This window comes from Acinetobacter ihumii, assembly GCF_900625095.1.
Lineage (GTDB): Bacteria > Pseudomonadota > Gammaproteobacteria > Pseudomonadales > Moraxellaceae > Acinetobacter > Acinetobacter ihumii.
The window spans coordinates 87,464-111,624 of sequence record NZ_LR130760.1; the positions used below are offsets into that span (position 1 = coordinate 87,464).

The window sequence follows — 24,161 nt, forward strand, 5'->3', positions numbered from 1 at the left end:
AATCAATATTTAAACCTTAAATGATTTAAAAAATATGGGAGAACTACCATGCGTCGTATTGCAATTGTTGGAGCGGGTCAGTCTGGATTACAGCTCGGTTTAAGCCTGTTAGACACAGGTTATGATGTCACAATTTTGACCAACCGCAGCGCAGATGAAATCCGTCAGGGCAAGGTGATGTCAAGTCAGTGTATGTTTCATACTGCCTTGCAAACTGAGCGTGATGTTGGACTTAACTTCTGGGAAGAACAATGTCCTGCTGTTGAAGGGATTGGGTTTACATTGGTGAGTCCAGAAACTGGAGAACCTGCATTTTCATGGAGTGCCCGATTGGAGCGTTATGCTCAATCGGTCGATCAGCGCGTGAAAATGCCGTACTGGATTGAAGAATTTGAACGTCGTGGTGGCAAACTCATCATTCAGGATGTCGGAATTGATGAACTGGAACAATTGACTGCCGAATATGAACTGGTGCTATTGGCAGCAGGTAAGGGCGAAGTCGTGAAACAGTTTGTACGTGATGACGAACGGAGCACATTCGATCAACCACAGCGTGCACTGGCTTTGACTTATGTCACTGGAATGAAACCGATGTCACCATATTCACGTGTGACGTTTAATGTTATTCCGGGTGTTGGTGAATATTTCTGTTTCCCTGCACTCACCGTGACAGGCCCTTGTGAAATTATGGTATTTGAAGGGATTCCGGGTGGTCCAATGGATTGCTGGCATGAGGCCAAAACGCCTGAACAGCATTTACAAATGAGCAAAGACATTCTTAGCAAATATGTACCTTGGGAAGCTGCGCGTTGTGAACATATCGAATTGACCGATGCTGGCGGTTATTTGGCAGGTCGTTTTCCGCCAAGCGTTCGTAAACCTGTACTGACTTTACCCTCAGGCCGTCAAGTATTTGGTATGGCAGATGCGTTGGTGGTAAATGATCCAATCACGGGTCAGGGCTCAAACAATGCAGCCAAATGTAGCAAAATTTACTTCGATGCCATTTTAGCGCATGACACTCAAGCATTTACCCCTGAATGGATGCAACAAACCTTTGAACGCTACTGGGCTTATGCCGAAAAAGTGGTGGCTTGGACCAATAGCTTACTCGTTCCGCCTCAGCCACAGATGATCGAGATTTTAGCCGCAGCGAGTCAGAATCAAGCCATTGCATCAAGCATTGCCAATAACTTTGATGATCCACGTAATTTTGCGCCATGGTGGTTTGATCCAGCACAGGCACAACATTTTATTGAATCGAAAAGCTGTCAAAAAGTGGCTTAAAACTCAAGGAAAATCAAAGGTGAATATCATGAATATAAAGACTTCACATGCGCTCGGTTTAAAACCGATTGATACAGAGAACCCAAGAGAAATTCGTAACTTGCTTGGACAGTTTGCAACGGGTGTGACCGTGATTACCACACGTGGTCGGGATGGACGCAAAATTGGAATGACCGCCAATTCATTTTCATCATTGTCGCTGGATCCACCCTTAATCTTATGGAGTTTATCGAAAACTGCACCGAGTTTGCCAGACTTTACAGAAGCTGAATATTTCGCAATTCACATGTTAGCTCAGGAACATCACTCACTATCTGGACATTTTGCAAGAGGCTCAGATGATAAGTTTGCCAGTATTGCACATCATGAATGCGAGCGCGGCTTGCCTTTACTTGAAGATGTACTTGCTACCTTAATTTGTAAAAACATCAATCAGTATGAAGGTGGTGATCATCTCATTTTCATTGGACAGATTGAACACTATCAACAACGTATCGGTGAACCCTTGGTCTTTCATGCCGGTAAATATCGTATCGCGGCAGAGCACCCAGAGCTTAGCCTTTAATCATAGTCATCACGATCAATTGTTGATCGTGATTTTTTCGGGGATCGAAGATGAAAAACAATGTTATTAAAAGAGGTTTTCTTGCGGGAACAGTCGTGATGACGTCGGTTACAGCACAGGCATATGACTTACCCACTGTGAATTTGGGCATGACCAGTTTTTTAGATGGAGGCTTGCCAGCTGGACCGGGTTGGTACTCACAAACCTATTTTCAAAATTATGATTCAAGTAAATTACAAGACCCTCGCGGCGATAAACTCCCTTTACCAAAAACAGATTTAAATTATCAGGTCGTGGTAGAACAACTCAGCTATATGTCGAATGTACGTGTAGGTGAACATGCGGCATTCGGGCTAAATTTTCTGATTCCATTTGTCAGTAAAATGGATATGGACGATGGTTTGAATAATGCTGCGATCAAAGCGCAAGGTGGTTTTGGCGATCTGATGATTGGGCCATTTATCCAGTTTGATCCGATTATGGGCACCAATGGTCCCAAATTTGTACAGCGCATTGAATTTCAGGTCAATCTACCAACGGGGCAATATGATCGGGACAAGAATATTAACCCGGGAAATAATGCGGTATCACTGGATCCATACTGGGCAGCGACTTACTGGTTTAATCCAAAATGGACTGCGTCGACTCGGATTCATTATTTATATAACTTTAAAAATGATGACCCAAATTATACCTATGGCACTGCGGATGATATGCAGGCGGGACAGGCGATTCATGCCAATTTTGCAACGGATTACGCAATAACACCGCAATTACGATTAGGACTTAATGGTTATTGGCTGAAGCAAATCACGGACAACGAAGTCGCGGGTGACAAAGTCAAAGGCGCACGTGAGCAAATCTGGGCAATTGGTCCCGGTGCAATGTATAGCTTTTCAAAAAATGATCATGTGGTTGCGAATGCTTATTTTGAACAGGATGCAGAAAATCGACCTGAAGGCACACGGTTACAAGTACGTTATATTCATCATTTCTAATCAAGGAAACTTGAATAATTTTAATCAGCCCCCTTTGCCTATTTAGAAAATTCTAAATGGGCTTTTTTTATATTAATTAGGGATTAAAGATTTTTGGATAAGATTTTGATTTAGATTGTATTTTTTTATAATTTTAAATTGCACATCAAATCTTTAAATAGAGTATACGTTGTATTCGATACCAAACTTATTTTATCCAGCATAATAAACTTCTTTCATAAGTTCCTTTTATTTCTCCTGAGGGAGAAAAATAAACAGGGTTTAAACAATCATGAAAGAACTCTCATGTTAAATATGAATCATAATTCAAACGTTAAGATGGAATTATGAATAGGTTCTCAATACTAAATCCTGATGTTCTACAGTGGCACGGCGCGTGCAAGAGGGAAGTTCACCATAACGGCGTTTGTATTCCTGCGAAAAACGTCCGAGATGACTAAATCCCCATTTAAAAGCAACATCGGTCACCGAGATATGTTCATTCTGCATGAGTTCAAGATGTGCTTGTTCAAAACGTAACTCTTTTAAATACGACATAGGAGTGGTATTGAGGAAACTTTTAAATCCAGCAAATAGGGTTCGCACACTCACACCAGCATGTTCAGCTAATTGTTCAATGGTAAGCGGTAAATGTAGATTTTCACGCATATATGCCTCAGTTCGTTTAATGAAATAAGGCGAAATGGCTTGTTCTTTGGTGTGTTCAATCCGCTGCAATAAACTATTTGGCTGACCATAAATGAGCGCATTCAATAGACTGGATTCAAACTGTTTAAATGCCATAGGATGATGCAGAGGATGTTGCTCGCAAGCAAGCGCATCTGTGAGAGTGCGCATAAGCTGTAAAAAATAAGCACCACTTTGAGTTGAAAAATCAAGTTTAGGTTCAAATACTGGTAAATGATTGGCGGTATCCGTAAGGTGTTGACGACAATGTTGTAAAAGATCCTCTTTATCAATTTTCAGGATGAGTTGTGGAGAGTTTGCATGCCAACGCATTTTCAAGCACTGATCTGGAGAAATGAGCGATGCAACTTGTGTATAAGAAATAAATTTTTGCCGATTAATTTCAATTTCGGCATAACCTTGGGTCGGAATTTGAATGAGATAAAATTTTTCTAAATGATCAGGTTCAATATAGACATCGGTGCCGTATTCAAGACGACTAATGGATAAGCGACCTGCCTTAATATGGTGCATAGATGAGTGAAAATCGTTGCGTTGTTGTACAATTTTTAAGAGGTGTGGCTTAAAGATTTGCCCGACACTTTTACAGGTTTCGCCCAAATCCTGATGTTTAAACACCAAGTTCTGTGATGAAAAAATGGAACATTGCTGTAAATGGCGTCCATTTAATTCCATAGTGGGATTAACCTGACTCATACATATTCCTTTTGGCTGGCTTACTGAAAACATTAAAACTGTGTTTGCCGAATCATCAGATTAAAATGTTGTCAGTAATACTTAAACGTTTAAGTGGCTCGCAATTGATATAAAGAATCAAGCAAAAAATAGACCAACTAAAACAGTTGGAATACTATTTTTAAGCTTATTTTGGCATGATCAATGATTTTAAAAATGAGGGTAATGATTTCAAACTAAACAAGAAAACTTGATCACGCCTTGTGCTCTTTATATGACCTTATTCCTTAAGGTCAATATTTTATATATAGCAAATATGACTAAAATGATCAATTTATTTTAGTTGTATTATGTTCTTTTAACTACATGAAATTTATAAATTATTTTAATAAAATTGTAATTTTTTAAATCAAATTGAAATAGGTACAATCAATATGATAAAAATGCTGCAAGAGATGCTAAATTTCAAAAATAAGTGCAGATAGTCTTTGATGAATGATGTTTATTTATTCAAATATTACTTAAATTCGTGATTTATCAGGAGCAGAATGCAAAAGAATGTCATATCTTGGAATATGACACTCAATTGATGGAGAGGATTAAGTTTTTGCTGTGTTACTTTGCAAGAATTTTTCACTGTAAATGTGACAATTTGCAATGGCTTGTTCATCCAGCCATGTTTTAACAGCTTCAATCATGGGCGGTGGACCACACAAGTACATATCGAAGCTTTGTTCCGCCAGCAGATTTTTGTCGAGATGCTCGTGAATAAAACCTGATTTGCCTTGCCATTGCGCTGACGCTTTAGAAATAATTGGATGATAACTAAAGTCTTGAATTTTTTCTGCATAAGCATTTAAGCGTGTTTGTTCACACAGATCTGCTTCAGTATTTACACCGTAATACAAGCGGATTGGTGGCTGATGCGATTGTTCTGCAAGATTATCCAGCATACCTAAAAATGCGGATAAGCCTGTACCGCCTGCAATAAATACTAATGGACGTTCAACTTCACGCAGATAAAAGCTGCCGAGAGGTGCTTCCATCATCAGAGTTTGTCCAACCTGACAACGTTCTCTCAAATAATTGCTCATCACGCCGTTCGGGAGTAAACGAATGAGAAATTGAAGTTGATTGTTGGCATTTGGACGATTGGCAAATGAATAAGAACGCCAGTCATCTGTATCAGGAATCTGTAAACGTGCATACTGACCGGGTAAAAAGTCGAGCTGTTTGGCATGACTGCTGGCGTCTAAATACAAAATAGCTGTTGTTTCTGAAACGAGCTCTACACCAGTTACCGCAGTCGCAATTTTTAAAGTCTCGCCAGTATTACAAATGCTAGAACTATGATCAAAATAAAAAGCGGCATTGGATTTGACACGAGTTTGGCATGCCAACATTTTGCGCTCTGCTAGATCACGTTCGCTTAATGCATCTTCATCGACGTATTCTTGTTCGTAAATACCCGTTTCACATTTTCCCTGACAGGTGCCACAAACCCCTTCGCGGCAATCTAATGGTAGGTTAATACCTTGACGCACTGCTGCATCAAGCAACAATTCATCTTCATTTATAGAGATAAAAAAAGTTTTACCATCGGCAAAGTTGAGTGCAACAGAATGATTCATGTCGATGCTCCTCCTTAGACGTGATAGAAATCGAGGACTGAATCGATCTTGTCATTCAGTAGTACACTGTGCTGACGACGGATACGAAAACTATCTTCTGTTGGACGCAATAAATAAGTCGCATGTCCATAAAAGCAACCCTCAAGCCCTTGACGGTTATATAAGGTTCTCCAACTCACTTTGGCTTCGACCAAGCCATCATCCAGTGTCTTGACCTGAACATTGTGAATATTGTGCTGCGTACGTGGCAGAGGTGTTGCCGAAGCAGCTTTGCCTGTACGGATACGAAATACGCGATCTTCAAGGCCAGAACGATCCTCATAATAAATGTAGGATAAGCCTTGATTGGGATCTTGAACGTAATTGTGATCATCAATCCATTGCGGGATATGGTATTCACTGTCTTCATCGTATAGGTCGATGTAAGCATCCCAGTCATAGTGATCGCATAGTTCAGCTTTTTTATAGAGGAACTGTGAAACTGCAAAATGAAGTTCGAGAGACATGATTACACCTCATCCGTAACTGATTGATTGTCAAAAGTAACATCGTGCATTTTGAGGGCTTTTTTATTCAGCCCATCTAAAATAAGACGTTGCCAATGTCTATGTTGATTGACATACAGACCTTCGTGTGTAAATTCACGACCTGTCATGACGGGTTCAATGCCTAGATCCTGCGAATTTTGTGTTGGACCATATGTCCATTGATGATAGCCACGAGAGATATCGCTCCAGCGTTCGATACGACCCTGAAAACCCTTTTGTTGTTCGCGAAATTCAACCAAATCGTCAGGTGTACCTAGACCAGAGACATTAAAGAAGTCTTCAAACTGGCGAATACGGTTACGACGAGCTTCACTCGACTCACCTTTGACGCCAATACACTGACTGATGACCTCAGTTTTATTCCATGCGACTGGGCGGATAATACGTAGTTGTGAACTGATCTGATCCATAAAGAACAGGCTTGGGTATAAGTTCAAGTTACGTAAGCGGTGCATTGCCCATTCGGCACGTTTATCGCCAAATTTTTCCACCAAGTACGGCATAACCACATCATAGCCTGGACGCACGGTTGGATTTGGCATATCACTAAACAATACGCTATGACCATTTTTAAAGCTAAACCAGCCATCATCGGTCTCTGAATCACCTGCGCCCAGTTTGCTATAATCCAGTGTGTCGAGCTCATCACCTTTGGCTGCATTCACTTGCTGACGGTGTTGTACAGTAGAGACATAGTTATAATGTACGGTACTGACGTGATAGCCATCGAGGCCATTTTCATTTTGAAGTTTCCAGTTGCCTGCAAAGGTATAGGCAGATTTACCTTGTAGAACTTCAAGTTCACCTGTCGGAGACTGATCGACCATCAGGTCTAAAAATACTTTGGCATCTCCTAAAAAGTCTTCAAGCGAATCTGTTGCTTGAGTATCCAGACTAACAAACACAAATCCACGATAGCTGGCAACTCGACCTTGTTTTAAGCCACGGCTTGATTTGTCAAAATCTTCACAATATTCGCCAGGGGCTTTAACCTTGACCAAACGACCATCAGATTTATAGCACCAAGCATGGAAGGGGCAGGTAAAGACAGACTGATTACCTTTGGCAACACGGGTCAGAGTTGCACCACGGTGTTCACAGGCATTGACCATGGCATGTAATTTACCTTGACCATCACGGCTCACAATAATAGGTTGACGACCGATCTGTACAGTAACGAAGTCGTTATTATTTGGAATTTCACTTTCATGACAAGCGTAAATCCAGACCTTTTCAAAAATGAGTTCCATTTCGAGTTCGAATAGCTCTGGCTCAGTAAACATATCGCGAGCAATTCGATAGACTCCATCATTTGGGCGAAAATCGAGACAAGCTTGTACAAAATTTTGCCATTCGGCGAGGTTACGTGCAGTCATGGGCTCTTCCTCTATCCATTCAGTGCTTTTATCTGATTGAAACGCGAAATGAAGAAGAGCTCTATCCAGATTTTCCTAGTTTTTATCCACTTTGTGCAGGTTATTTCCCTTAATACGGAAAATTTGAATCACTAACAAGGAAATCGAAAATTGCCTTTGTAGACCAATTGTAGATACTAAATTCATTCGTTAAAGGAAAACAGCAGCAATGAAACATACCCGTATTCGTACATTTAATACTAAAAAAACATATCCAGAACAAAACCTTGATAATGATTTATGTCAGGCTGTCGTGGCACGTGGCAGTATGGTATTCCTGCGAGGACAGATTGGACAAAATCTTGATACGTCTGAAAGTGTATGTATCGGTGATGTTCGCGGTCAGGCAGAACAAGCCATGTATAACATTGATATGCTGTTAAAAGAAGCAGGTGGCGAGCTTGAGGATATATGCAAAATCACTATTTATATCATTGATCCACGTTATCGTGAAGATGTTTACCAAGTCGTTGGAAAATGGCTAAAAGGTGTTTTTCCAGTATCCACTGGCATTGTGGTGTCAGCTTTGGCACGACCAGAATGGTTGGTTGAAATTGATGCGACTGCTGTCATTCCCGATCACCCCTAATTCAGGACAATGCCCATGACTTTTTCAATTATTGCCCGTTGTAAAAAAACCGGGCAGTTTGGTGTTGCAATTTCATCGTCTTCACCTGCTGTTGCAGCACGGTGTATACAGGCCAGAGCAGGTATTGGTGTGGCTGCTAGTCAGAATATTACTGATCCACATTTGGCAAATATATTGCTCGATATGATCAAATACGATATTACCCCTGTAGATGCAATCTCAGAGTTGGTCAAGAATACAGATTTTATTGAGTATCGACAATTGGCAGTCATTAATCTAAATGATGAGCCTGCTATATTTAGTGGAAAAAATGTTTTGGGTCAGGCGGCGCATTGTATAGGTGAACATGCTGTCTGTGCTGGTAATTTGCTCGATAATCCAAATGTTCCACAGCAGATGTTAGAGGCATTTCAGGGTGCAGAAGGTGTTTTGGCAGAGCGTCTGTTAATTGCACTTCAGCAAGGTTTAAGCGCAGGCGGAGAGGCAGGTCCGGTACATTCTGCGGGCATAATGGTCGTGGATAAACTGCAATGGCCAATTATCGACTTGCGTGTAGACTGGTCTGAAACGCCTATAGATGACTTATATCAACTTTGGAAAGTGTATGAGCCACAAGTCGAAGCGTATGTTATTCGCGCACTGAATCCAGCAGATTCACCGAGTTATGCTGTTCCAGGTGATGAATAATACATTGATAGTATTCACTCATAAGGTCTAAAACACGTGTTAAATCGTATTTCACTACGTCAAATGCAATATTTCGTTGCCACTGCTGAAAGTGGCAGCATTATTATTGCCTCTGAAAAAATTCATGTTTCTTCACCATCAATTTCAGCAGCGATTGCCCACATCGAATCGGAACTTCAGGTTCAACTGTTTATTCGCCAGCATGCTAAAGGACTAATTTTGACCGATATTGGTCAAAAGGTAATGCAGGAATGCAATTTAATTCTAAGTCAGGCGGGTAATCTTTACTCATTGGTCGCGGATTTTTCTGGTTCAGTACGTGGACCTTTGAAATTAGGCTGTTTTACTGCATTTGCACCGATGATTCATGCCGAAGTCATTCAGGGTTTTTGTAATTTGTATAAAAATGTCACGCTGAATGTCGTTGAAGATGATCAACAGGTTTTGATCAACAGTTTAATCCGTAATGAATTGGATGTGGCACTGACCTATGATTTAAATCTGGATGATGATTTAATCAACTTCGAATCATTGGCGAGTTTACCGCCACATGTACTAGTGAGTGAATCTCATCCTTTGGCCTTACATAGCGCTGTGACCTTAGAGGAATTGACAGAATTGCCAATGGTACTTCTGGATATGCCTTATAGTAATGATTATTTCATTTCTCTATTTAGAAAATATAAATTAAGCCCGAAAGTTGCGCATTCTTCCCGACATGTCGATGTGGTTCGCTCCATGGTAGCCAATAATTTAGGCTATACCATTTTAAATGTAAGACCAAAAAATAATTATTCCTTAGATGGCAAGCGGCTGGTCAGACTGCGTATCGCAGGTTCACACCGTCCTATGCATATTGGCTTGGCCACTGCCAAAAATGTCACGCTTAATACCGTAGCACAAGCATTTATCAGCCGTTGCCGAGCTTTTATTTCTAATCATTATATTTCTGGCATGACTGATGCTCATTCTTTTGATCCTCATATCAAATCCAATACCCTTGATTTACTGGAAGGTGATTAGATGAATAAACACATTAAAAGTTTAGCATTGTTACAACGTTTGATTGCCTTTGATACCACCTCCTATAAAAGTAATATTGAACTGATTAACCAGATCCAACAGCTTCTTGAACAATATCAGATTGATGTCCAGCTCAATTTTAATCAGGACAAGACTAAAGCGAATCTATTCGCCAGTACCGGGCCAGTTGGTGAGGCAGGTATTTTACTGTCGGGGCATTCTGATGTTGTGCCTGTGGCTGGTCAGCAATGGGATACCCCTGCTTTTAGTGCGGTGATCAAGCAGGATCGTGTTTATGGTCGTGGAACTGCCGATATGAAAGGTTTTTTGGCCTGCGCTATCCATGCAATGCTCGATGCTTCTCAGTGTCAACTCAAAAGACCATTACAACTCTGTATTTCTTATGACGAGGAAATTGGCTGTATTGGGGTACGAGGAATTTTGCAGCATTTATCTGAAACCCTAAAACCACCTCTGGTGTGTGTGATTGGTGAACCCACTATGATGCAAATGGCACTGGCACATAAAGGTAAAACAGTCTATCAGGCGCGTTGTTGCGGTGAAGAAGGGCACTCTGCCTTGGCACCACGCTTTGTCAATGCCATCCATGTAGCTGGACAGCTGATTCAGTCCTTACAGCAAACCCAGCAATATATCGCATTACAAGGTCAGCAAGATCATGGCTACGATATCCCTTATAGTACCATTCATGTGGGTAAAATTTCAGGTGGAATGGCTTTAAATATTGTTCCAAATCAATGTATTGTAGATTATGAAATTCGAAATTTGGCACAAGATAGTAGTGCCGAGATTCAGCATTTGATCTTTGATCAAATTAGCGAAGACTATCAATCACATATTGAAATTAATCAAGTCAATGAATATCCAGGACTGAAAACCTCTCCAACTGTACAGGCAGTTGAGTTTATTCAGCAATTACTGCCATCTGAGACCACACAGGCCAATATTTCCTTTGGGACTGAAGGTGGACTTTTTCAAAATGCCATGAATTGTCCAGTGATTGTCTGTGGACCAGGCGATATAGCGGTTGCTCACAAACCGAATGAATATGTGTCGCTGGATCAACTGCAACAATGCGAGATCTTTTTGGAAAAACTGGTCGCTACCATTACTGCCTAAATGATCATTTTAGGATGATCCTATTTGGCCAGATAACTTTTTTGAATTCGATGTTGATGCATCGGGTTCAGCTTTTTTATTGCAACAGATTTAGATCGTTTTTTATATTTTATTATAAAAAATAATTGCTTATATTAAAAAATTCATCGCTTTTAATTTTTAAGAGAATTAATTCATTTTTTCAAAATTACTTATTGGACAGATTTCCGTTATAACAAAAACATTAAATTAGGGCTTTAGCATAGGGGTACCATATGCAGTTTGATTGGACATATACCTTCGGGTTACTGTTGAACAAAAATTTTTGGATGGCAACGTGGACCGTTATTGAGCTCAGTATATTGGTCTGGCTGCTTGGGATTTTCTTAGGTTTTGTATTGGCTTTTGCTAAGCAATCCAGATTCAAACCCCTCTCATGGCTAAGTGCTACCTATATCTGGTTTTTTAGAAGTTTGCCTTTGTTGGTCTTGCTGGTTTTTGTGTATAACTTGCCTCAAATTTTTCCAGCTTCAAGTGTCATTTTGGCTTCGCCCTTTTTGGCTGGTTTAATTGCAATGACCTTAAGTGAGGCGGCATATATTGCAGAAATCCATCGCGGTGGTCTGAGTTCGATTACCAAAGGCCAGATTGAAGCAGGTAAAGCATTGGGAATAAAATATCTGGGCATTCAGCGTTTAATTGTGATCCCTCAAGCATTTCGCGTGGCACTTCCTTCTTTAGCCAATGAATACGTATCGATTGTTAAATTGACTTCATTGGTGTCAGTGATTTCATTGACAGAGATTTTATTGGTTGGACAGCGTCTATATACGCAAAATTTTCTGGTACTTGAAACCATGTTGGCGGTTGCTTTTTACTACGTTTTAATTGTGACGGTATTTGGCTGGCTAATTCAATGGTTCGAACAAAAAATAGATGTCACCAATCGAAAGCCAGGTTTGTTAAATGAACTTGATCCTTTAAATAAGCTGCCGAATATTTCCAATGCATCAATTAGTGTTCGTAAAATCATCGTACCTGAACGTCAGGGTGAGTTTGCACTCGAAGCAATCAATATACATAAAGCATATGGCGATCATGAAGTACTCAAAGGGATTGATCTTAAAGTACGCTGGGGAGAAGTGATCTCGATTATTGGCCCGTCGGGGTCAGGTAAGACGACCTTTATTCGTACCCTGAATGGTCTGGAATCTCTAAATCGTGGAACGATTAATTTACTCGGTCAATCGTTTCTTAAAGATGATGTACTCACTGAAGATTCACCTGAATATAAAAAACAGATTGTGCGTGTCGGAATGGTGTTTCAAAGTTTTAACTTATTTCCCCATAAGACCATTTTAGAGAATGTCATGCTTGCCCCGAACTATCACAAAATGGGCAGTACCTTAGAAAATAAAGTGACGGCTTTGGCAATGCTAGATAAGGTGGGAATGAAACAACACGCTTATAAATATCCTCATCAACTTTCTGGAGGACAACAGCAACGTGTTGCGATCGCACGTGCATTGGCGATGAAACCTTCGATTATTTTATTTGATGAGCCTACTTCTGCGCTAGATCCTGAGTTGGTCAACGAAGTGTTAAAAGTGATTGAGGAACTAGCCGAAGAGGGCTTGACCATGATCATTGTGACACACGAAATGAGTTTTGCTTTTAAAGTTTCAGATCGTGTCATGTTTATGGAAAATGGTCATGTCGTGGCTGAGGATACTCCAGAAGCCTTATTAAATTCATCAAATGAACGTTTAAAGCAGTTTATGCGCAAGGCATAAACATTGATAGATTTTTTATCAAATGCGATTTTATTTTGAGATCAAAGCCATTTATAAAAAATGGCTTTTTTTTTATTTCTTAGATTAGCGTTTAAAGTTTAACAGCATGTTGTTGTCATAATACCTGACTCGGACTTTTTTGGGCAGAGTTTGATCCATGACCTAAAAGATGAGGGGCATTAATCCATAAAACTCGGATCTTCTTTCATTAAAATAATTTTCATTTCTTCAAAATGTGCCAAAGAATAGTCATCAATTTTTTCCCAATCTTTTGCTGTTTTTTCAGCAACATCATCATCTAGAACACTGAGCTCTTGTCCTGTTGCATAAGCGTTAACCAAAAGTTGACTGGCACGCTCTATGGTGTACATATCATCAAAAGCAATGCCGATCTTATGCGAACTGACAATTACGCCATGATTTCCCATCAGTAAACGATTTTTGTCTTGAAGGAGTTGAGTCAAACGTTGACCTTCGGCGCGCTGGTCAGCCATACCTGAATAGTTAAAATCATAGGCAACACGCTTGAAATAACGCGCACTATTTTGATCTATGGGTAAAATGGTGGGATTCTTTAAACATGAAAGTGTGGTGGTGTAAATAGGGTGTAAATGCATCACCACCCGAATGTCTGGACGCATGCTATGAATTTGACCGTGAATCGTCCATGCTGTTGAATCAATTTCACCCCGATTAAAACTTTGTGGATCATCTGCATCCACTAAAACCAGATCACTGGCTTTAATGCGAGAAAAATGCATCCATTTCGGATTGAGGAGAAATTTCTTTCCATCCTCTGAAACTGCAGCGCTAAAGTGATTGGCAACACCTTCATGTAAGCCCAGTTTTGCACATGCTCGAAAGGCTGCTGCTAAGTCGATTCGGATTTTTTGTTCATTTAACATTGGTACATCTCGAGATTAATTTAAGTGAAAGTCTATGACTTTTTACTTGAACTTTTGCATCGCTTTTTTTGGAGTAATGACTAGGAATTTCAAAATTACTTTCTGAGAAAATCTCACGTATAACTAATCATAAGAAAATTTAACCAGTCAGAATTGGAGTGAATCATGACATTAAAATCAACAGTTAGAAAAATGATGCTGGGTGCTTGTGTTATATCAAGTCTAACGGCTTGTAGCAAAAGTGAGAATTCTACGGCCACTGCGTCCGATAGTGAGTCGGTACATCCTGCTACGAAAACTTATCAGATTGGCAGTGATATGACTTTTCCACCTTTTGAATCGATGGACAATGACAAACCAGTTGGATTTGATATTGATGTTGCCCGTAAAATTTTTGAAAAATCTGGCGATCAGGTGAATTTTGTCGATACTCGGTTTTCAAATTTAATTTCAGGTTTGGATGCGAAAAAGTTTGATTTGGTGTTTTCAGGACTGTACATCACACCTGAACGTCTAAAAAAAGTCGATATGGTGCCTTACTACATGACACGGGAAGCATTGATTTCTATCGCAGATGCAACTTATCAGCCGAAAGTACGTGATGAACTATGTGGTAAAACCATTGGTTCACAAAAAGGGACTTTGTTTCCTGAACAGTTACACCAAATTTCTCAGGAGAACTGTGTTTCGAAAGGAAAACCTGCGATTGTGGTTCGAGAGTTTGAAACCTCTCCACAGGCTGTTCAAGCCTTATTAGCCAAGGCAGTTGATGCTCATTATGATGATTTAAGTGTTGCAAAAAGTACCGTAGAAAAACTCAAAGGACGTGTGGTTATCAGCTCCACCGATAGTTTCTTCCCGATTCTAGGCGGTATTGCAGTCCGTAAAGGCGATAAAGAGACCTATGACAAACTGCAACATGGTTTGGATGAGATGAAAAAGTCTGGTGAATATACTGCATTGATTGAAAAATATAATTTGCAACCTCTCACTGATGCGGATATCGAAAAATATATGCCGAAGTAAGTCAATCAAGAGCGTAATTTGAAGAATGAGGGATTTGATATGTTCAAGACCGAACAAGAAATGTTTTCACAAGATGGTGTCACCGTAATTCGTGGGTTATTTAAAGACTGGGTCGAGCTTTTACGCCAAGGGGTTGAAATCAATGAGCAACAACCTGGTCCAAGCTTTCGTGATTATACGCCTGATCAGCCACAGAATCGTTTTTGGGCAGACTATTGCAACTGGCAACGGATTCAGCCTTTTTACGATTTTGTCTATCAGAGCCCAGCAGGACAAATTGCAAAAAACCTTATGCAATCCAGAGATGTGCGCCTATTTCATGAGCACGTATTGGTGAAGGGTCGAAATTCATCAAAAATTACGCCTTGGCATCATGATGCACCTTACTATCCTGTTAGCGCTAAACAAACTTTGAGTATGTGGATTCCTCTTGATCCTATTTCCCGTGAGTCCAGCATTGAATTTGTTGCTGGATCGCACCGTTGGAATAAGCATTTTAAAGCGCAAAGTTTTAATGGACAATATTACGAGCATCAAGGGATGCAGGAAGAACCCTTACCTGATATTGAAGGGCAACGTGAGCAGTACAACATTTTAGGCTGGGAGCTTGAACCCGGTGATGCGATTGCATTTGATTATCTCACTATTCATGGAGCACCTGGTAATTTATCAAATGAACATATGAGACGTGCTGTATCTTTTCGCTGGTTAGGTGATGACGCTGTTTATGTGAATCGTGGTGGTAAAACGTCACCCGATTATCCTCATTTAAATGCATTGTTAAAAACAGGCGATCCATTGCCACAGGATGAATTTCCGTTTATTCCTACATTTTAATAAAGGCTCAATTTTTTAAGCACTTAAAAACCAATTTCAAGGCATTTCTGAGATTGGTTTTTAATTTTTTTTGAGAGTGATCACCTCAAAATGGCTTCATGCTTTTAAACCTTATCTTATGTAAAAAATAATAAAGATCTGATTTTTATTTTAATGGAAAATTTAAAATATCTTAGATCAAGATCATTCAGGTTAATTCGTTTTTTTTGATTCAAGCATTCTGCTTATATGATTTTCGTTTTGTATAAGGCCTGATTATATTGGATTCATAAGAGTGAGCTTCTTAAGTTCAATCGAGGTATTTGATTGAAGAGTGAAGTTACAATCAAAATTGATACAAGATAGTTAAAGATCTATCTTGTAAAGGAATACAAAGATGAAATTAGATCATATTCAAGTGGATACTCTGGTTGTTGGTGCAGGTCAAGCAGGCATAGCCATGAGTGAGCATTTAACGACAGTGGGTATTTCCCATATTGTTATTGAAAAAAATCGCATTGCAGAAGCATGGCGGAGCAGACGTTGGGATTCTTTGGTTGCAAATGGTCCTTGCTGGCATGATCGTTTTCCAAATATGCAATTTGATGCAGATCAAGACAGCTTTATTCATCATGATCAAGTTGCAGAATATTTTGAAAATTATGCAAATCGATTTAATGCACCTGTTGAAACAGGAGTAGAAGTTTTAAAAGCCTACAAGAATAAAAATAAAAAGGGTTTCACTGTAGAGACGACTGAAGGAATCATTCAAACACAACGAATCGTGGTGGCAACTGGTGCATTTCAAAAAGCCATCATTCCCTCCATTGCTCCTCAGCAGCCGGATTTTTATCAAATTCATTCTGATCAATATCGTAATCCACAGGATTTACCAGAAGGGAATGTTCTGGTGATTGGTTCTGGTTCTTCTGGTGTACAAATTGCAGATGAAATCAATCGCTCAGGGCGAAAAGTTTATTTATCAGTTGGGCCACATGAGCGTCCGCCACGAAAATATCGTAATCGTGATAACGTTTGGTGGTTAGGTGTTTTAGGTGGTTGGGACTATATGAAATCCGATAATAGCCCACTTAAAGGTTTGGCGGTAAGCGGTGCAAGAGGTGGGGTCAGCATTGATTTTCGTAATTTGGCCCATGAAGGGATTACTTTACTGGGAATGACCAAATCTTTTGAAGGAAATAAAATTTATTTCCAAGATGATTTACAGAAAAATTTAAAAGATGGAGATCAAAGCTTAGTTGAGTTTTTAGATAGTGCCGATGAATATGTACGTCAAAATGAACTCAATTTACCTTTGGATCCTAAAGCTCGTGAGATCACCCCAGACCCATTATGTGTTACTGATCCTATTTTGGAACTTGACCTAAAACAAGCCAATATTACCACTGTGATTTGGGCGTCTGGTTTTGGGTTTGATTATGGCTGGTTAGAGGTTAATGCGTTTAATGAGCAGGGCCGTCCTGTTCATAAACAGGGTATTTCCAATGAACGTGGCGTTTATTTTCTAGGCTTGCCTTATCTTACAGGTCGGGGCTCAAGCTTTATTTGGGGAGTATGGCATGATGCAAAGCAGATTGCTGATCATATCCAGATTCAACGATCCTATTTTGATTATCAAACAAGTCAAGATTCACTTGACCATACGGCTTAACAATACTGGCTAGATATATTTTTTTCTAATTCGGTAAACTCCTTACCTATCGAACTATTCTTATATCTAGCCTAGTATGATTCAAGTTTTTGCTTACTCTCACTCTGATAAATCAAGTATCTATGCATTAGAGTAGGGTATATAGCAATCTAAAGTTGGTTAGACGCAAGGATAAATGTCTTGCAGTCAATTTATCTGCTAGTAGCTACTATAGTAGTATGGCGTATTTGGGTTTTAACCCAAATACCGTAATGATAATCCGACTTTTCGCAAAGACGTCTTGCTAAAGTTTGACCGTTGTTAGTTATTCATTTCTTTCTAGCGCATTCGATCTTTGTCTTTAATGATGAGGTTATATCATTGGCAACGATCAGCCGTGTACGGTGTAAAATAGTTTAGCACGACTTTTTTGATGGCTAATCGTAATATCAAATCATGTTTGTGTTCTGAAAATAGTCGGATTGTGGTGCTTCTAATCTACAAAGTTTAATGAGGCTTTGAACAAAGCCTGTAATCATACGCAAAGACAGTTGAAATAAGGAATTAATCATCAAACAACATCGGATTGCTGTATTCGCATAGTTTTGATGTGTCCTTATTGATGTGTTGATTGTGCATACTGCTGAGAGTTGGAATCAAGCTAAAGGATTATTTCCACGATTGGTTAAAGCTTAATAGTGACGTGACTAATTCATTATGGGATAAATTTTGAGATACAAGCTTATTACATTTGGAAACTATGTTGCTAGATAAGCTTTTAAAGGGGGATAGCAAAGCATAATGCTATAATTTGACATATTCAGGTGATCATTAGATCTTCTTGCGTCAGTAGATTTGTGATGATTTTCAGTCTAACCAAAGCTTTCAAAATCAGTCTTGAGATCTGCTCAAGTTTTAACTTTTGCAAGAAATCTAATAAAATAAGCCAATTTTCAAAATATGAAATATTGGCTTAAGAGACATCAGAATATTTGGTTTTTAGTGAGTATTTAGAAGCGATAAGCCGCTGTCAGTTTAAGTAAGTGTTGTGTCTTATCGCCAATATTGCCTTGCGCAAGAGAGTATTCATTGCCGCCGATCAACAGGTCGTTTTTACCCATAATATATTCAGCAGTAAAGCCTAAGCTTTTATGATCTAAAGAAACTCCGATAATATTACGAGTGGAGGTTTTGTAGCTGCCTTTTTTATCATAAGCACTATACATGGCATAAGGTGTAATTGTTCCGATTTTTCCAACATCCTTAAATGCATAGCTCATATCAACGGTATAAAAATCGCCTTCATTGGCTAAATAATTATAATAGTCAAAAGAGCCTGCTACTGACACATTTGGAAAGATTGGATCTTTATTATCAATTTTATGATGACCACCAGTAACGGTGACCTGAAAATTCTGATAGCCTAATTGACTGAATAATGCCCATGCTTGATGATCACCTGTTTCATTATTGGTTTTATTTTTAACATCGGCATACCAATATGAGCCGCCTAAAGAGGCAGTGAAATCTGGATCATTCAATTTGAATTTATGATTGACCCGTGCTGCCCACATATTTTTTTCTTGCAAGTAAGTTTGAATCTCACTGCTTGGATCAGGCTCAACAAAGTTGGAAGAATAACGTGCCGAATCTACACTTTTGCCATGATAGTTACCGCCGTCCGTTGGGAAAAACCCTAGATCAATATCAGTGTTTTTAAATAGGGTAGTATTGTAGTTAATCCCGACATTGTGAACATCTTCAAGACCGACTTGAGTGACGATACCGCCATAATTGTTACTTTCCCAGAAGCGTCCAGGACCGAATGGCATCGGCTGTAAACCCACTGTGATCTTATTGCTTGGATTAATTTTATAGCCGACATAACCATCAACAAGAGCAGAGAAATCACACAGTTTATCGAATTGATAGCAACGATATTCGATATGACCAAACATTAATGAGGATTGATAATCCAGATTAAATTTTGCAGCATCAAAAGTTAGTTTTTGATCGTTTTTAGACCAACCTTTGTCTTCATATTTGGCTCTTAAAAAGCCAGAAAGCTTAAGTTCACCTTCTTTTGAATCTGGATCTCCGATGCTAAGATCCGCAGTATGACCCATTTGGCAAAGTGCTAAAAAGCTTAAGGTGGTGATTGAAACTTTTAATTTACGATGCAGCATAACGATAAACCCCAAATGATAAAAAAATAATAATTGGTCCAATATCTGGGTCAGCAGTCAATTTTGATAAGAAATGACAGATCAATACGGGCTGATATCAGATCAATTTATTCATCAAATAGTTGATATTTAAAAATGGAACACATGGATTCATTTGCCTTAATGAAGATGAAAAAGCATATTGGGGTTACTCTATAGCTTGACCAGTTTCTCTACACGACTATATGATGCGTGGAGCCAGTGTGAGCAAAAATTAACCACTTTGAGCCATGTATTGTTGTAAATAATCAACTAAACTCATGTTAGAACTTATACCCAATATTTTTTTTAAATGAAATTTTGAAATTTTGAATTAAGATTCGGTAAATACGAATCAAAAAAAAGTAAAAATAAAGGATGATGTTTGCGGAACTCTATTCACGTTCCAAAGTAGCTTCAATATTTTCTTCAGAGGGCATGCAAATGAATCAAAAACTCACGATAAAATCGGTTGAGTGGCAGGCAAGATGTCAATTGGCAGCACTTTATCGTTTAATTGCCTATTATAAAATGACGGACTTAATTGATACACATATTAGTTTACGTGTGCCTGATGAGCCGAATCATTTTTTGATTAATCGTTATGGAGTTGTATTCGATCGGATGTGTGCATCTGATCTGGTTAAGATTGATCATGAGGGAAATATTATCGAAGATTATGATCAAGGAAAAAAAGTCAATTTGGCAGGATTCATCATTCACTCGGCCATTCATCAGGCAAAACCACATTTAAATTGTGTGATTCATACTCATACGGCAGATGGTGTAGCTGTATCTGCGCAGCAGGATGGGTTATTACCGATTTCTCAACACGCATTAAAATTCTATCGCCGTTTGGCTTACCATACTTATGAAGGGATTGCTTTATCACTTGAAGAACGAGAACGATTAGTTAGCGATCTTGGCAATCATAAAGCCATGATATTAAGAAATCATGGTTTGTTGGCAGCGGGGGAGTCTGTAGCACATGCCTTTCATGAAATTTATTTTCTGGAACGTGCCTGTCAGATTCAAGTGAAAGCATTATCAGGACAAACATTAATTTATCCTGATGAAGCCTTATGTGAATATACCGCAACTCAATTTGAACAGGATGATGCTGAAGGGATTATTTGGGATGCATGGCATGCTGCTTTATCCTTAATTGAGCAAGATAAAGCAGACTTTTGCAGTTAAAACTCAAATATATTTTGACATAATCGTGCGAAATTTTTGAATGATCGGATCTTTGCTACGCCCGCGTCGCATGATTAATGAAAATGGAGCGCGATAACCAAAGGTCGATGGAAGTAAAACTTTTAGGCGTTTTTGATCGACCCAAGATTGGGCAAAATGTTCAGGCAAATAACCGAGATACTGACCCGATAAAATCAGAATTAATTGAGCTTCCATTGACTCTACAGACGCAGATGAATTGTTAAATCCATGTTTAGCCAGTTCACTGTGGCTCCAATAGCCGCGTCGAACCATTTTTTCTTGTGTAATCATTTTTTCAGTCAGATGGCGTTGTTGAAATAATTGATGTTTGTCACTGCAAAACAACCAGTGTTGTTCTTTATGTAAAGGATGATAGGTAATACCATTCATTTTGATAAAGAATGCACCCACGGCCAAATCGTAGCGATTTTCTAATACGCCCATTTGCAATTCATAAGGACTTTGTATCTGAAGTTGTATGTAGATATATGGATTTTCCTGAGAAAATTGCCCAATAATTTGATCAATTGGGAACAGTTTCTCGGTCACAATTGAATCTAAAATGCCAATTTTTAATATCCCGTTTAACTCACCTTTGACTTGATTGCTATAGAGTGCGAATTTATCGATTTCCTGAAAAAGTTTTACAGTTTCCTGATAGTAAAGTTCACCCTTATAGGTCAGAGAGAAGCCACCTCGACCTCGTTCGCATAATTTCATCCCTACATTGGCTTCCAACTGACTCATATAGGTACTAATAGCCGAAGTCGATAAATTAAGTTCCTGCTGAGAGTTCGCAAATCCCTGATACTTCACTACGGTTTCAAAGATACGCAGAAGTTTGAGATCTGGAAGATGCTGAATATCCATAATCTAATGATCATTGAAATGATTATTCCAAAGTAATTATTTAGTTCAGGAATGTCAAAAGTAAATCTAAAAAAGAGAGCACTTGTTTGGAACTGTTGATGTGCTTATGTCAATAGCAGGAGGATCACTGCTAAAAAAATGCATAATAATGATTATTTTAATTTCAAATACTTTTCTAACTCAGAATAAAAAATAATCTGCAATATCTGTGAGTGAAAAAGGCATCAGTTTAATTAGCCAACTTAAATCAGGCATTAGCTGAGCTAAGTTTGAGTTATAAATGGATGGATAGAAGAAGGAACAGCATGGTCTAGGTGATCGTTGCCTGATTTAGTTTAGAAAATTCAAAACTAATTATTTAGAAATTGCTATTTAATTGCTGATCACTTTGGGTGATAACATCAATAAAACAGCTAGATATAGATTTAAAAATGACTAAGCATCTATCTCAATCCAGTCAAATAAGTCAAACGCATCCTAGACAAAATACCATATCTCAGCATAGCGCGATGCAACTGAAAACCTTCCGTACTTTATGGGGCGTGAATACTTCTTGGGAGCAAACACTTTGTGAATTAATCAGTGCAGGTTGCTGTGGTATCGAGGCACGAGTGCCGCTAACTAGTATGGAGCAGCAAACTTTAGCCGCACGTCTTAAGGCGGCGGGATTAGATTATATTGCAATTATATTTAGTGGAGGGGATGTCATCCCAGCCCAACATGAAAGCCCTGAACAGCATCTTGAACGTTTAAAACAGCGTTTTGATACAGCGAAAACCTTACAACCATTATTCGTGAATTTACTTGCAGGGAATGATCGTTGGCCTTTAGCACAACAAGTTGATTTTTTGGGTAAAGCCCATGAGTTGGCACAGCATTTTGAGTTGAATTGTAGTTTTGAAACGCATCGAGCTACTTCCCTTTATAGCCCATGGTTGACATTGGAAATTATTCAACAACTGCCACAGTTGCAATTTACGGCTGATATTAGCCACTGGATTGTAGTCAGTGAACGTTTACTCAATGATCCATGTGATGATTTTACAGCCTTTATTGATCGCGTACATCATGTTCAAGCCCGGGTTGGATATGATCAAGGACCGCAGGTTCCTCATCCTGCGGCTCCTGAATATCAGGATGCATTGAAGTTTCAGCAAGATTTTTGGCAAAAAATCTGGCAATCACAATATCGTCGTGGCTATCGGCAAACTACATTGACGCCTGAGTTTGGCGCTGATGGTTATCTACATCATTTACCTTTTACCAATGTCCCAGTGGCTGATTTATGGTCACTAAATGCATGGATGGTTCAGCAGGAACAACAGCATTTTAATGAATTTTTATCTTTAATTGAAAAGGAGGCAGGATAAATGACCCAGATTAAAGGTGCTTTTACGGAGCTCCCAGTCATTGATATACAGGACTTGAGTAGCGATGATTTAGTAAAGCGTCAGGCTGTTGCGGATGCAATTGGGCAAGCATCGCGAGACGTTGGTTTCTTTTATGTCACTGGTCATGGTATTGCACCAGAGTTAATTGCAGGAGTTCGCGCCGCAGCAAAAAACTTTTTCGCCTTACCTATGCAGGAAAAAATGAATTACTACATTGGCCAATCTAAAAGCCATAAAGGTTATGTTCCTGAAGGCGAGGAAATTTATGGTTCTGGCAAACCTGATCTTAAAGAAGCTTTTGATATCGGCTTTCAGGCAGCGGAGAATCATCCTTTTGTGTTGGCTAAAACTCCGCTGATTGGTTCAAATGAATGGCCAGAGCTTGCAGAATTCAAGTCACAGGTGCTGGATTATTATCAGGCTGTTTTCGCGCTGGGGCATCGTTTATTTGATGCTTTTGCACTCGCACTTGGTTTGCCAGAAGGTTACTTCAAATCCATGGTGACTTGCCCACCATCAAAGCTACGTTTGATTCATTATCCTTTTGATGCCACGGCAGAGGATAAGCCTGGGATTGGTGCACATACTGATTATGAATGCTTCACACTATTGCTTGCAGATCAGCCTGGTCTGGAAGTGCTGAATGAAGATCGAGTCTGGATTGATGCACCACCAGCTAAAGATATCAAAGGTGAAGAAGCCTTTGTTATTAATATCGGTGACATGCTTGAAGTGTTGAGTGCTGGCACTTTTATTGCGACTGCACACCGTGTTCGCAAGGTACCCCAAGAGCGTTATTCTTTTCCGCTATTCTTTGCATGTGACTATCACACGCTGATTCGTCCATTACCGCATTTTTTAAACGCAGATGAAGCTGATCAATATAGAGAACTTAGTATTGGTGAACACATGTGGAGTCAGGCATTACAAACCTATCGTTATTTACGTGAAAAAGTCGCCAAAGGTGAGTTGCAACTTCCTGAACGGGCAAGGGCAACCAATACCTTTGGTCATTTGAAACAACAAGCCAAGCAAAAAACCACGATCAACTCATAAGGATGAA

21 protein-coding genes and 2 pseudogenes are annotated in these 24,161 nt (G+C 39.3%); 15 read left to right on the top strand and 8 right to left on the bottom strand.

The window, feature by feature from the left end; all coding sequences use genetic code 11:
- Positions 1 to 48: 48 nt before the first annotated feature.
- Genes E0D95_RS00460 through E0D95_RS00470 form a run of 3 tightly spaced genes read left to right on the top strand, consistent with a single transcriptional unit; the run spans position 49 to position 2,850 of the window.
- Positions 49 to 1,287: a styrene monooxygenase/indole monooxygenase family protein gene (locus E0D95_RS00460; protein ID WP_130802036.1), complete on the top strand. Its 1,239-nt coding sequence runs from the start codon at positions 49 to 51 to the stop codon at positions 1,285 to 1,287.
- A 28-nt stretch (positions 1,288 to 1,315) separates the two neighbouring features.
- A complete protein-coding gene (locus E0D95_RS00465; RefSeq protein ID WP_130802037.1) occupies positions 1,316 to 1,852 on the top strand; it encodes a flavin reductase family protein in 537 nt (178 codons plus the stop codon).
- Positions 1,853 to 1,902: 50 nt separating this feature from the next.
- Positions 1,903 to 2,850 carry a SphA family protein gene (locus E0D95_RS00470; RefSeq protein WP_130802038.1) on the top strand — a complete coding sequence of 316 codons (948 nt, stop codon included), beginning with the start codon at positions 1,903 to 1,905 and terminating at the stop codon, positions 2,848 to 2,850.
- Between the two features lie 324 nt (positions 2,851 to 3,174).
- Here the strand turns inward: E0D95_RS00470 and E0D95_RS00475 are convergent, their stop codons facing one another.
- The 4 genes from E0D95_RS00475 to antA form a co-directional block, all read right to left on the bottom strand.
- Positions 3,175 to 4,233 carry an AraC family transcriptional regulator gene (locus E0D95_RS00475; protein WP_130802039.1) on the bottom strand — a complete coding sequence of 353 codons (1,059 nt, stop codon included), beginning with the start codon at positions 4,231 to 4,233 and terminating at the stop codon, positions 3,175 to 3,177.
- Between the two features lie 578 nt (positions 4,234 to 4,811).
- Entirely contained in the window at positions 4,812 to 5,849 is a 1,038-nt protein-coding gene (gene antC, locus E0D95_RS00480) for an anthranilate 1,2-dioxygenase electron transfer component AntC (protein ID WP_171478548.1), read from the bottom strand.
- Between the two features lie 8 nt (positions 5,850 to 5,857).
- Positions 5,858 to 6,349 (bottom strand): anthranilate 1,2-dioxygenase small subunit, encoded by a 492-nt coding sequence (gene antB / locus E0D95_RS00485; RefSeq protein ID WP_130802041.1) that lies wholly within the window; start codon positions 6,347 to 6,349, stop codon positions 5,858 to 5,860.
- Positions 6,350 to 6,351: 2 nt separating this feature from the next.
- The gene (gene antA, locus E0D95_RS00490) at positions 6,352 to 7,767 is read right to left on the bottom strand and encodes an anthranilate 1,2-dioxygenase large subunit (RefSeq protein ID WP_130802042.1); all 1,416 of its coding nucleotides are present in this window, start codon (positions 7,765 to 7,767) and stop codon (positions 6,352 to 6,354) included.
- 208 nt (positions 7,768 to 7,975) lie between these two features.
- Between antA and E0D95_RS00495 the strand changes: the two genes are divergently transcribed.
- From E0D95_RS00495 to E0D95_RS15980, 6 genes and pseudogenes are all read left to right on the top strand, one after another.
- Positions 7,976 to 8,395 (top strand): RidA family protein, encoded by a 420-nt coding sequence (locus tag E0D95_RS00495; protein WP_130802043.1) that lies wholly within the window; start codon positions 7,976 to 7,978, stop codon positions 8,393 to 8,395.
- 15 nt (positions 8,396 to 8,410) lie between these two features.
- The gene (locus E0D95_RS00500; RefSeq protein WP_165443220.1) at positions 8,411 to 9,082 is read left to right on the top strand and encodes a DUF1028 domain-containing protein; all 672 of its coding nucleotides are present in this window, start codon (positions 8,411 to 8,413) and stop codon (positions 9,080 to 9,082) included.
- A gap of 36 nt (positions 9,083 to 9,118) precedes the next feature.
- A complete protein-coding gene (locus E0D95_RS00505; RefSeq protein ID WP_130802045.1) occupies positions 9,119 to 10,105 on the top strand; it encodes a LysR family transcriptional regulator in 987 nt (328 codons plus the stop codon).
- Positions 10,106 to 11,245, top strand: a complete 1,140-nt coding sequence (argE, locus tag E0D95_RS00510; RefSeq protein WP_130802046.1) for an acetylornithine deacetylase — start codon at positions 10,106 to 10,108, stop codon at positions 11,243 to 11,245. It begins immediately after the preceding gene.
- A gap of 308 nt (positions 11,246 to 11,553) precedes the next feature.
- Positions 11,554 to 12,150: pseudogene (locus E0D95_RS15975) on the top strand (amino acid ABC transporter permease); the annotation flags it as partial.
- A gap of 144 nt (positions 12,151 to 12,294) precedes the next feature.
- Complete coding sequence (locus E0D95_RS15980) at positions 12,295 to 13,017, top strand: amino acid ABC transporter ATP-binding protein (RefSeq protein ID WP_228258875.1); 723 nt, start codon at positions 12,295 to 12,297, stop codon at positions 13,015 to 13,017.
- A 179-nt stretch (positions 13,018 to 13,196) separates the two neighbouring features.
- Here E0D95_RS15980 and E0D95_RS00520 read toward each other — a convergent pair whose 3' ends face one another.
- Positions 13,197 to 13,922: a class II aldolase and adducin N-terminal domain-containing protein gene (locus tag E0D95_RS00520; RefSeq protein WP_130802048.1), complete on the bottom strand. Its 726-nt coding sequence runs from the start codon at positions 13,920 to 13,922 to the stop codon at positions 13,197 to 13,199.
- 165 nt (positions 13,923 to 14,087) lie between these two features.
- Here E0D95_RS00520 and E0D95_RS00525 point away from each other — a divergent pair, with 165 nt between their 5' ends.
- From E0D95_RS00525 to E0D95_RS00535, 3 genes are all read left to right on the top strand, one after another.
- On the top strand, positions 14,088 to 14,948 hold the full coding sequence (locus tag E0D95_RS00525; protein WP_130802049.1) for an ABC transporter substrate-binding protein: 861 nt from the start codon (positions 14,088 to 14,090) through the stop codon (positions 14,946 to 14,948).
- Between the two features lie 39 nt (positions 14,949 to 14,987).
- Positions 14,988 to 15,785 carry a phytanoyl-CoA dioxygenase family protein gene (locus tag E0D95_RS00530; RefSeq protein ID WP_130802050.1) on the top strand — a complete coding sequence of 266 codons (798 nt, stop codon included), beginning with the start codon at positions 14,988 to 14,990 and terminating at the stop codon, positions 15,783 to 15,785.
- 376 nt (positions 15,786 to 16,161) lie between these two features.
- Positions 16,162 to 17,436, top strand: a complete 1,275-nt coding sequence (locus E0D95_RS00535; protein ID WP_130802051.1) for a flavin-containing monooxygenase — start codon at positions 16,162 to 16,164, stop codon at positions 17,434 to 17,436.
- A 452-nt stretch (positions 17,437 to 17,888) separates the two neighbouring features.
- On the opposite strand, the pseudogene E0D95_RS00540 reads toward E0D95_RS00535, so the two are convergent.
- A pseudogene (locus E0D95_RS00540) lies at positions 17,889 to 18,026 on the bottom strand (transposase); the annotation flags it as partial.
- Positions 18,027 to 18,425: 399 nt separating this feature from the next.
- Entirely contained in the window at positions 18,426 to 19,601 is a 1,176-nt protein-coding gene (locus tag E0D95_RS00545) for a hypothetical protein (RefSeq protein WP_130802053.1), read from the bottom strand.
- A 462-nt stretch (positions 19,602 to 20,063) separates the two neighbouring features.
- Between E0D95_RS00545 and E0D95_RS00550 the strand changes: the two genes are divergently transcribed.
- Positions 20,064 to 20,816: a class II aldolase/adducin family protein gene (locus E0D95_RS00550; protein ID WP_171478521.1), complete on the top strand. Its 753-nt coding sequence runs from the start codon at positions 20,064 to 20,066 to the stop codon at positions 20,814 to 20,816.
- A gap of 3 nt (positions 20,817 to 20,819) precedes the next feature.
- Here E0D95_RS00550 and E0D95_RS00555 read toward each other — a convergent pair whose 3' ends face one another.
- Positions 20,820 to 21,707 (bottom strand): LysR family transcriptional regulator, encoded by an 888-nt coding sequence (locus E0D95_RS00555; protein WP_130802054.1) that lies wholly within the window; start codon positions 21,705 to 21,707, stop codon positions 20,820 to 20,822.
- 431 nt (positions 21,708 to 22,138) lie between these two features.
- On the opposite strand from E0D95_RS00555, the gene E0D95_RS00560 reads away from it, so the two are divergent.
- A complete protein-coding gene (locus E0D95_RS00560) occupies positions 22,139 to 23,077 on the top strand; it encodes a sugar phosphate isomerase/epimerase family protein (protein ID WP_228258815.1) in 939 nt (312 codons plus the stop codon).
- Positions 23,078 to 24,154 carry an isopenicillin N synthase family dioxygenase gene (locus E0D95_RS00565; RefSeq protein WP_130802055.1) on the top strand — a complete coding sequence of 359 codons (1,077 nt, stop codon included), beginning with the start codon at positions 23,078 to 23,080 and terminating at the stop codon, positions 24,152 to 24,154.
- Positions 24,155 to 24,161: the final 7 nt, after the last annotated feature.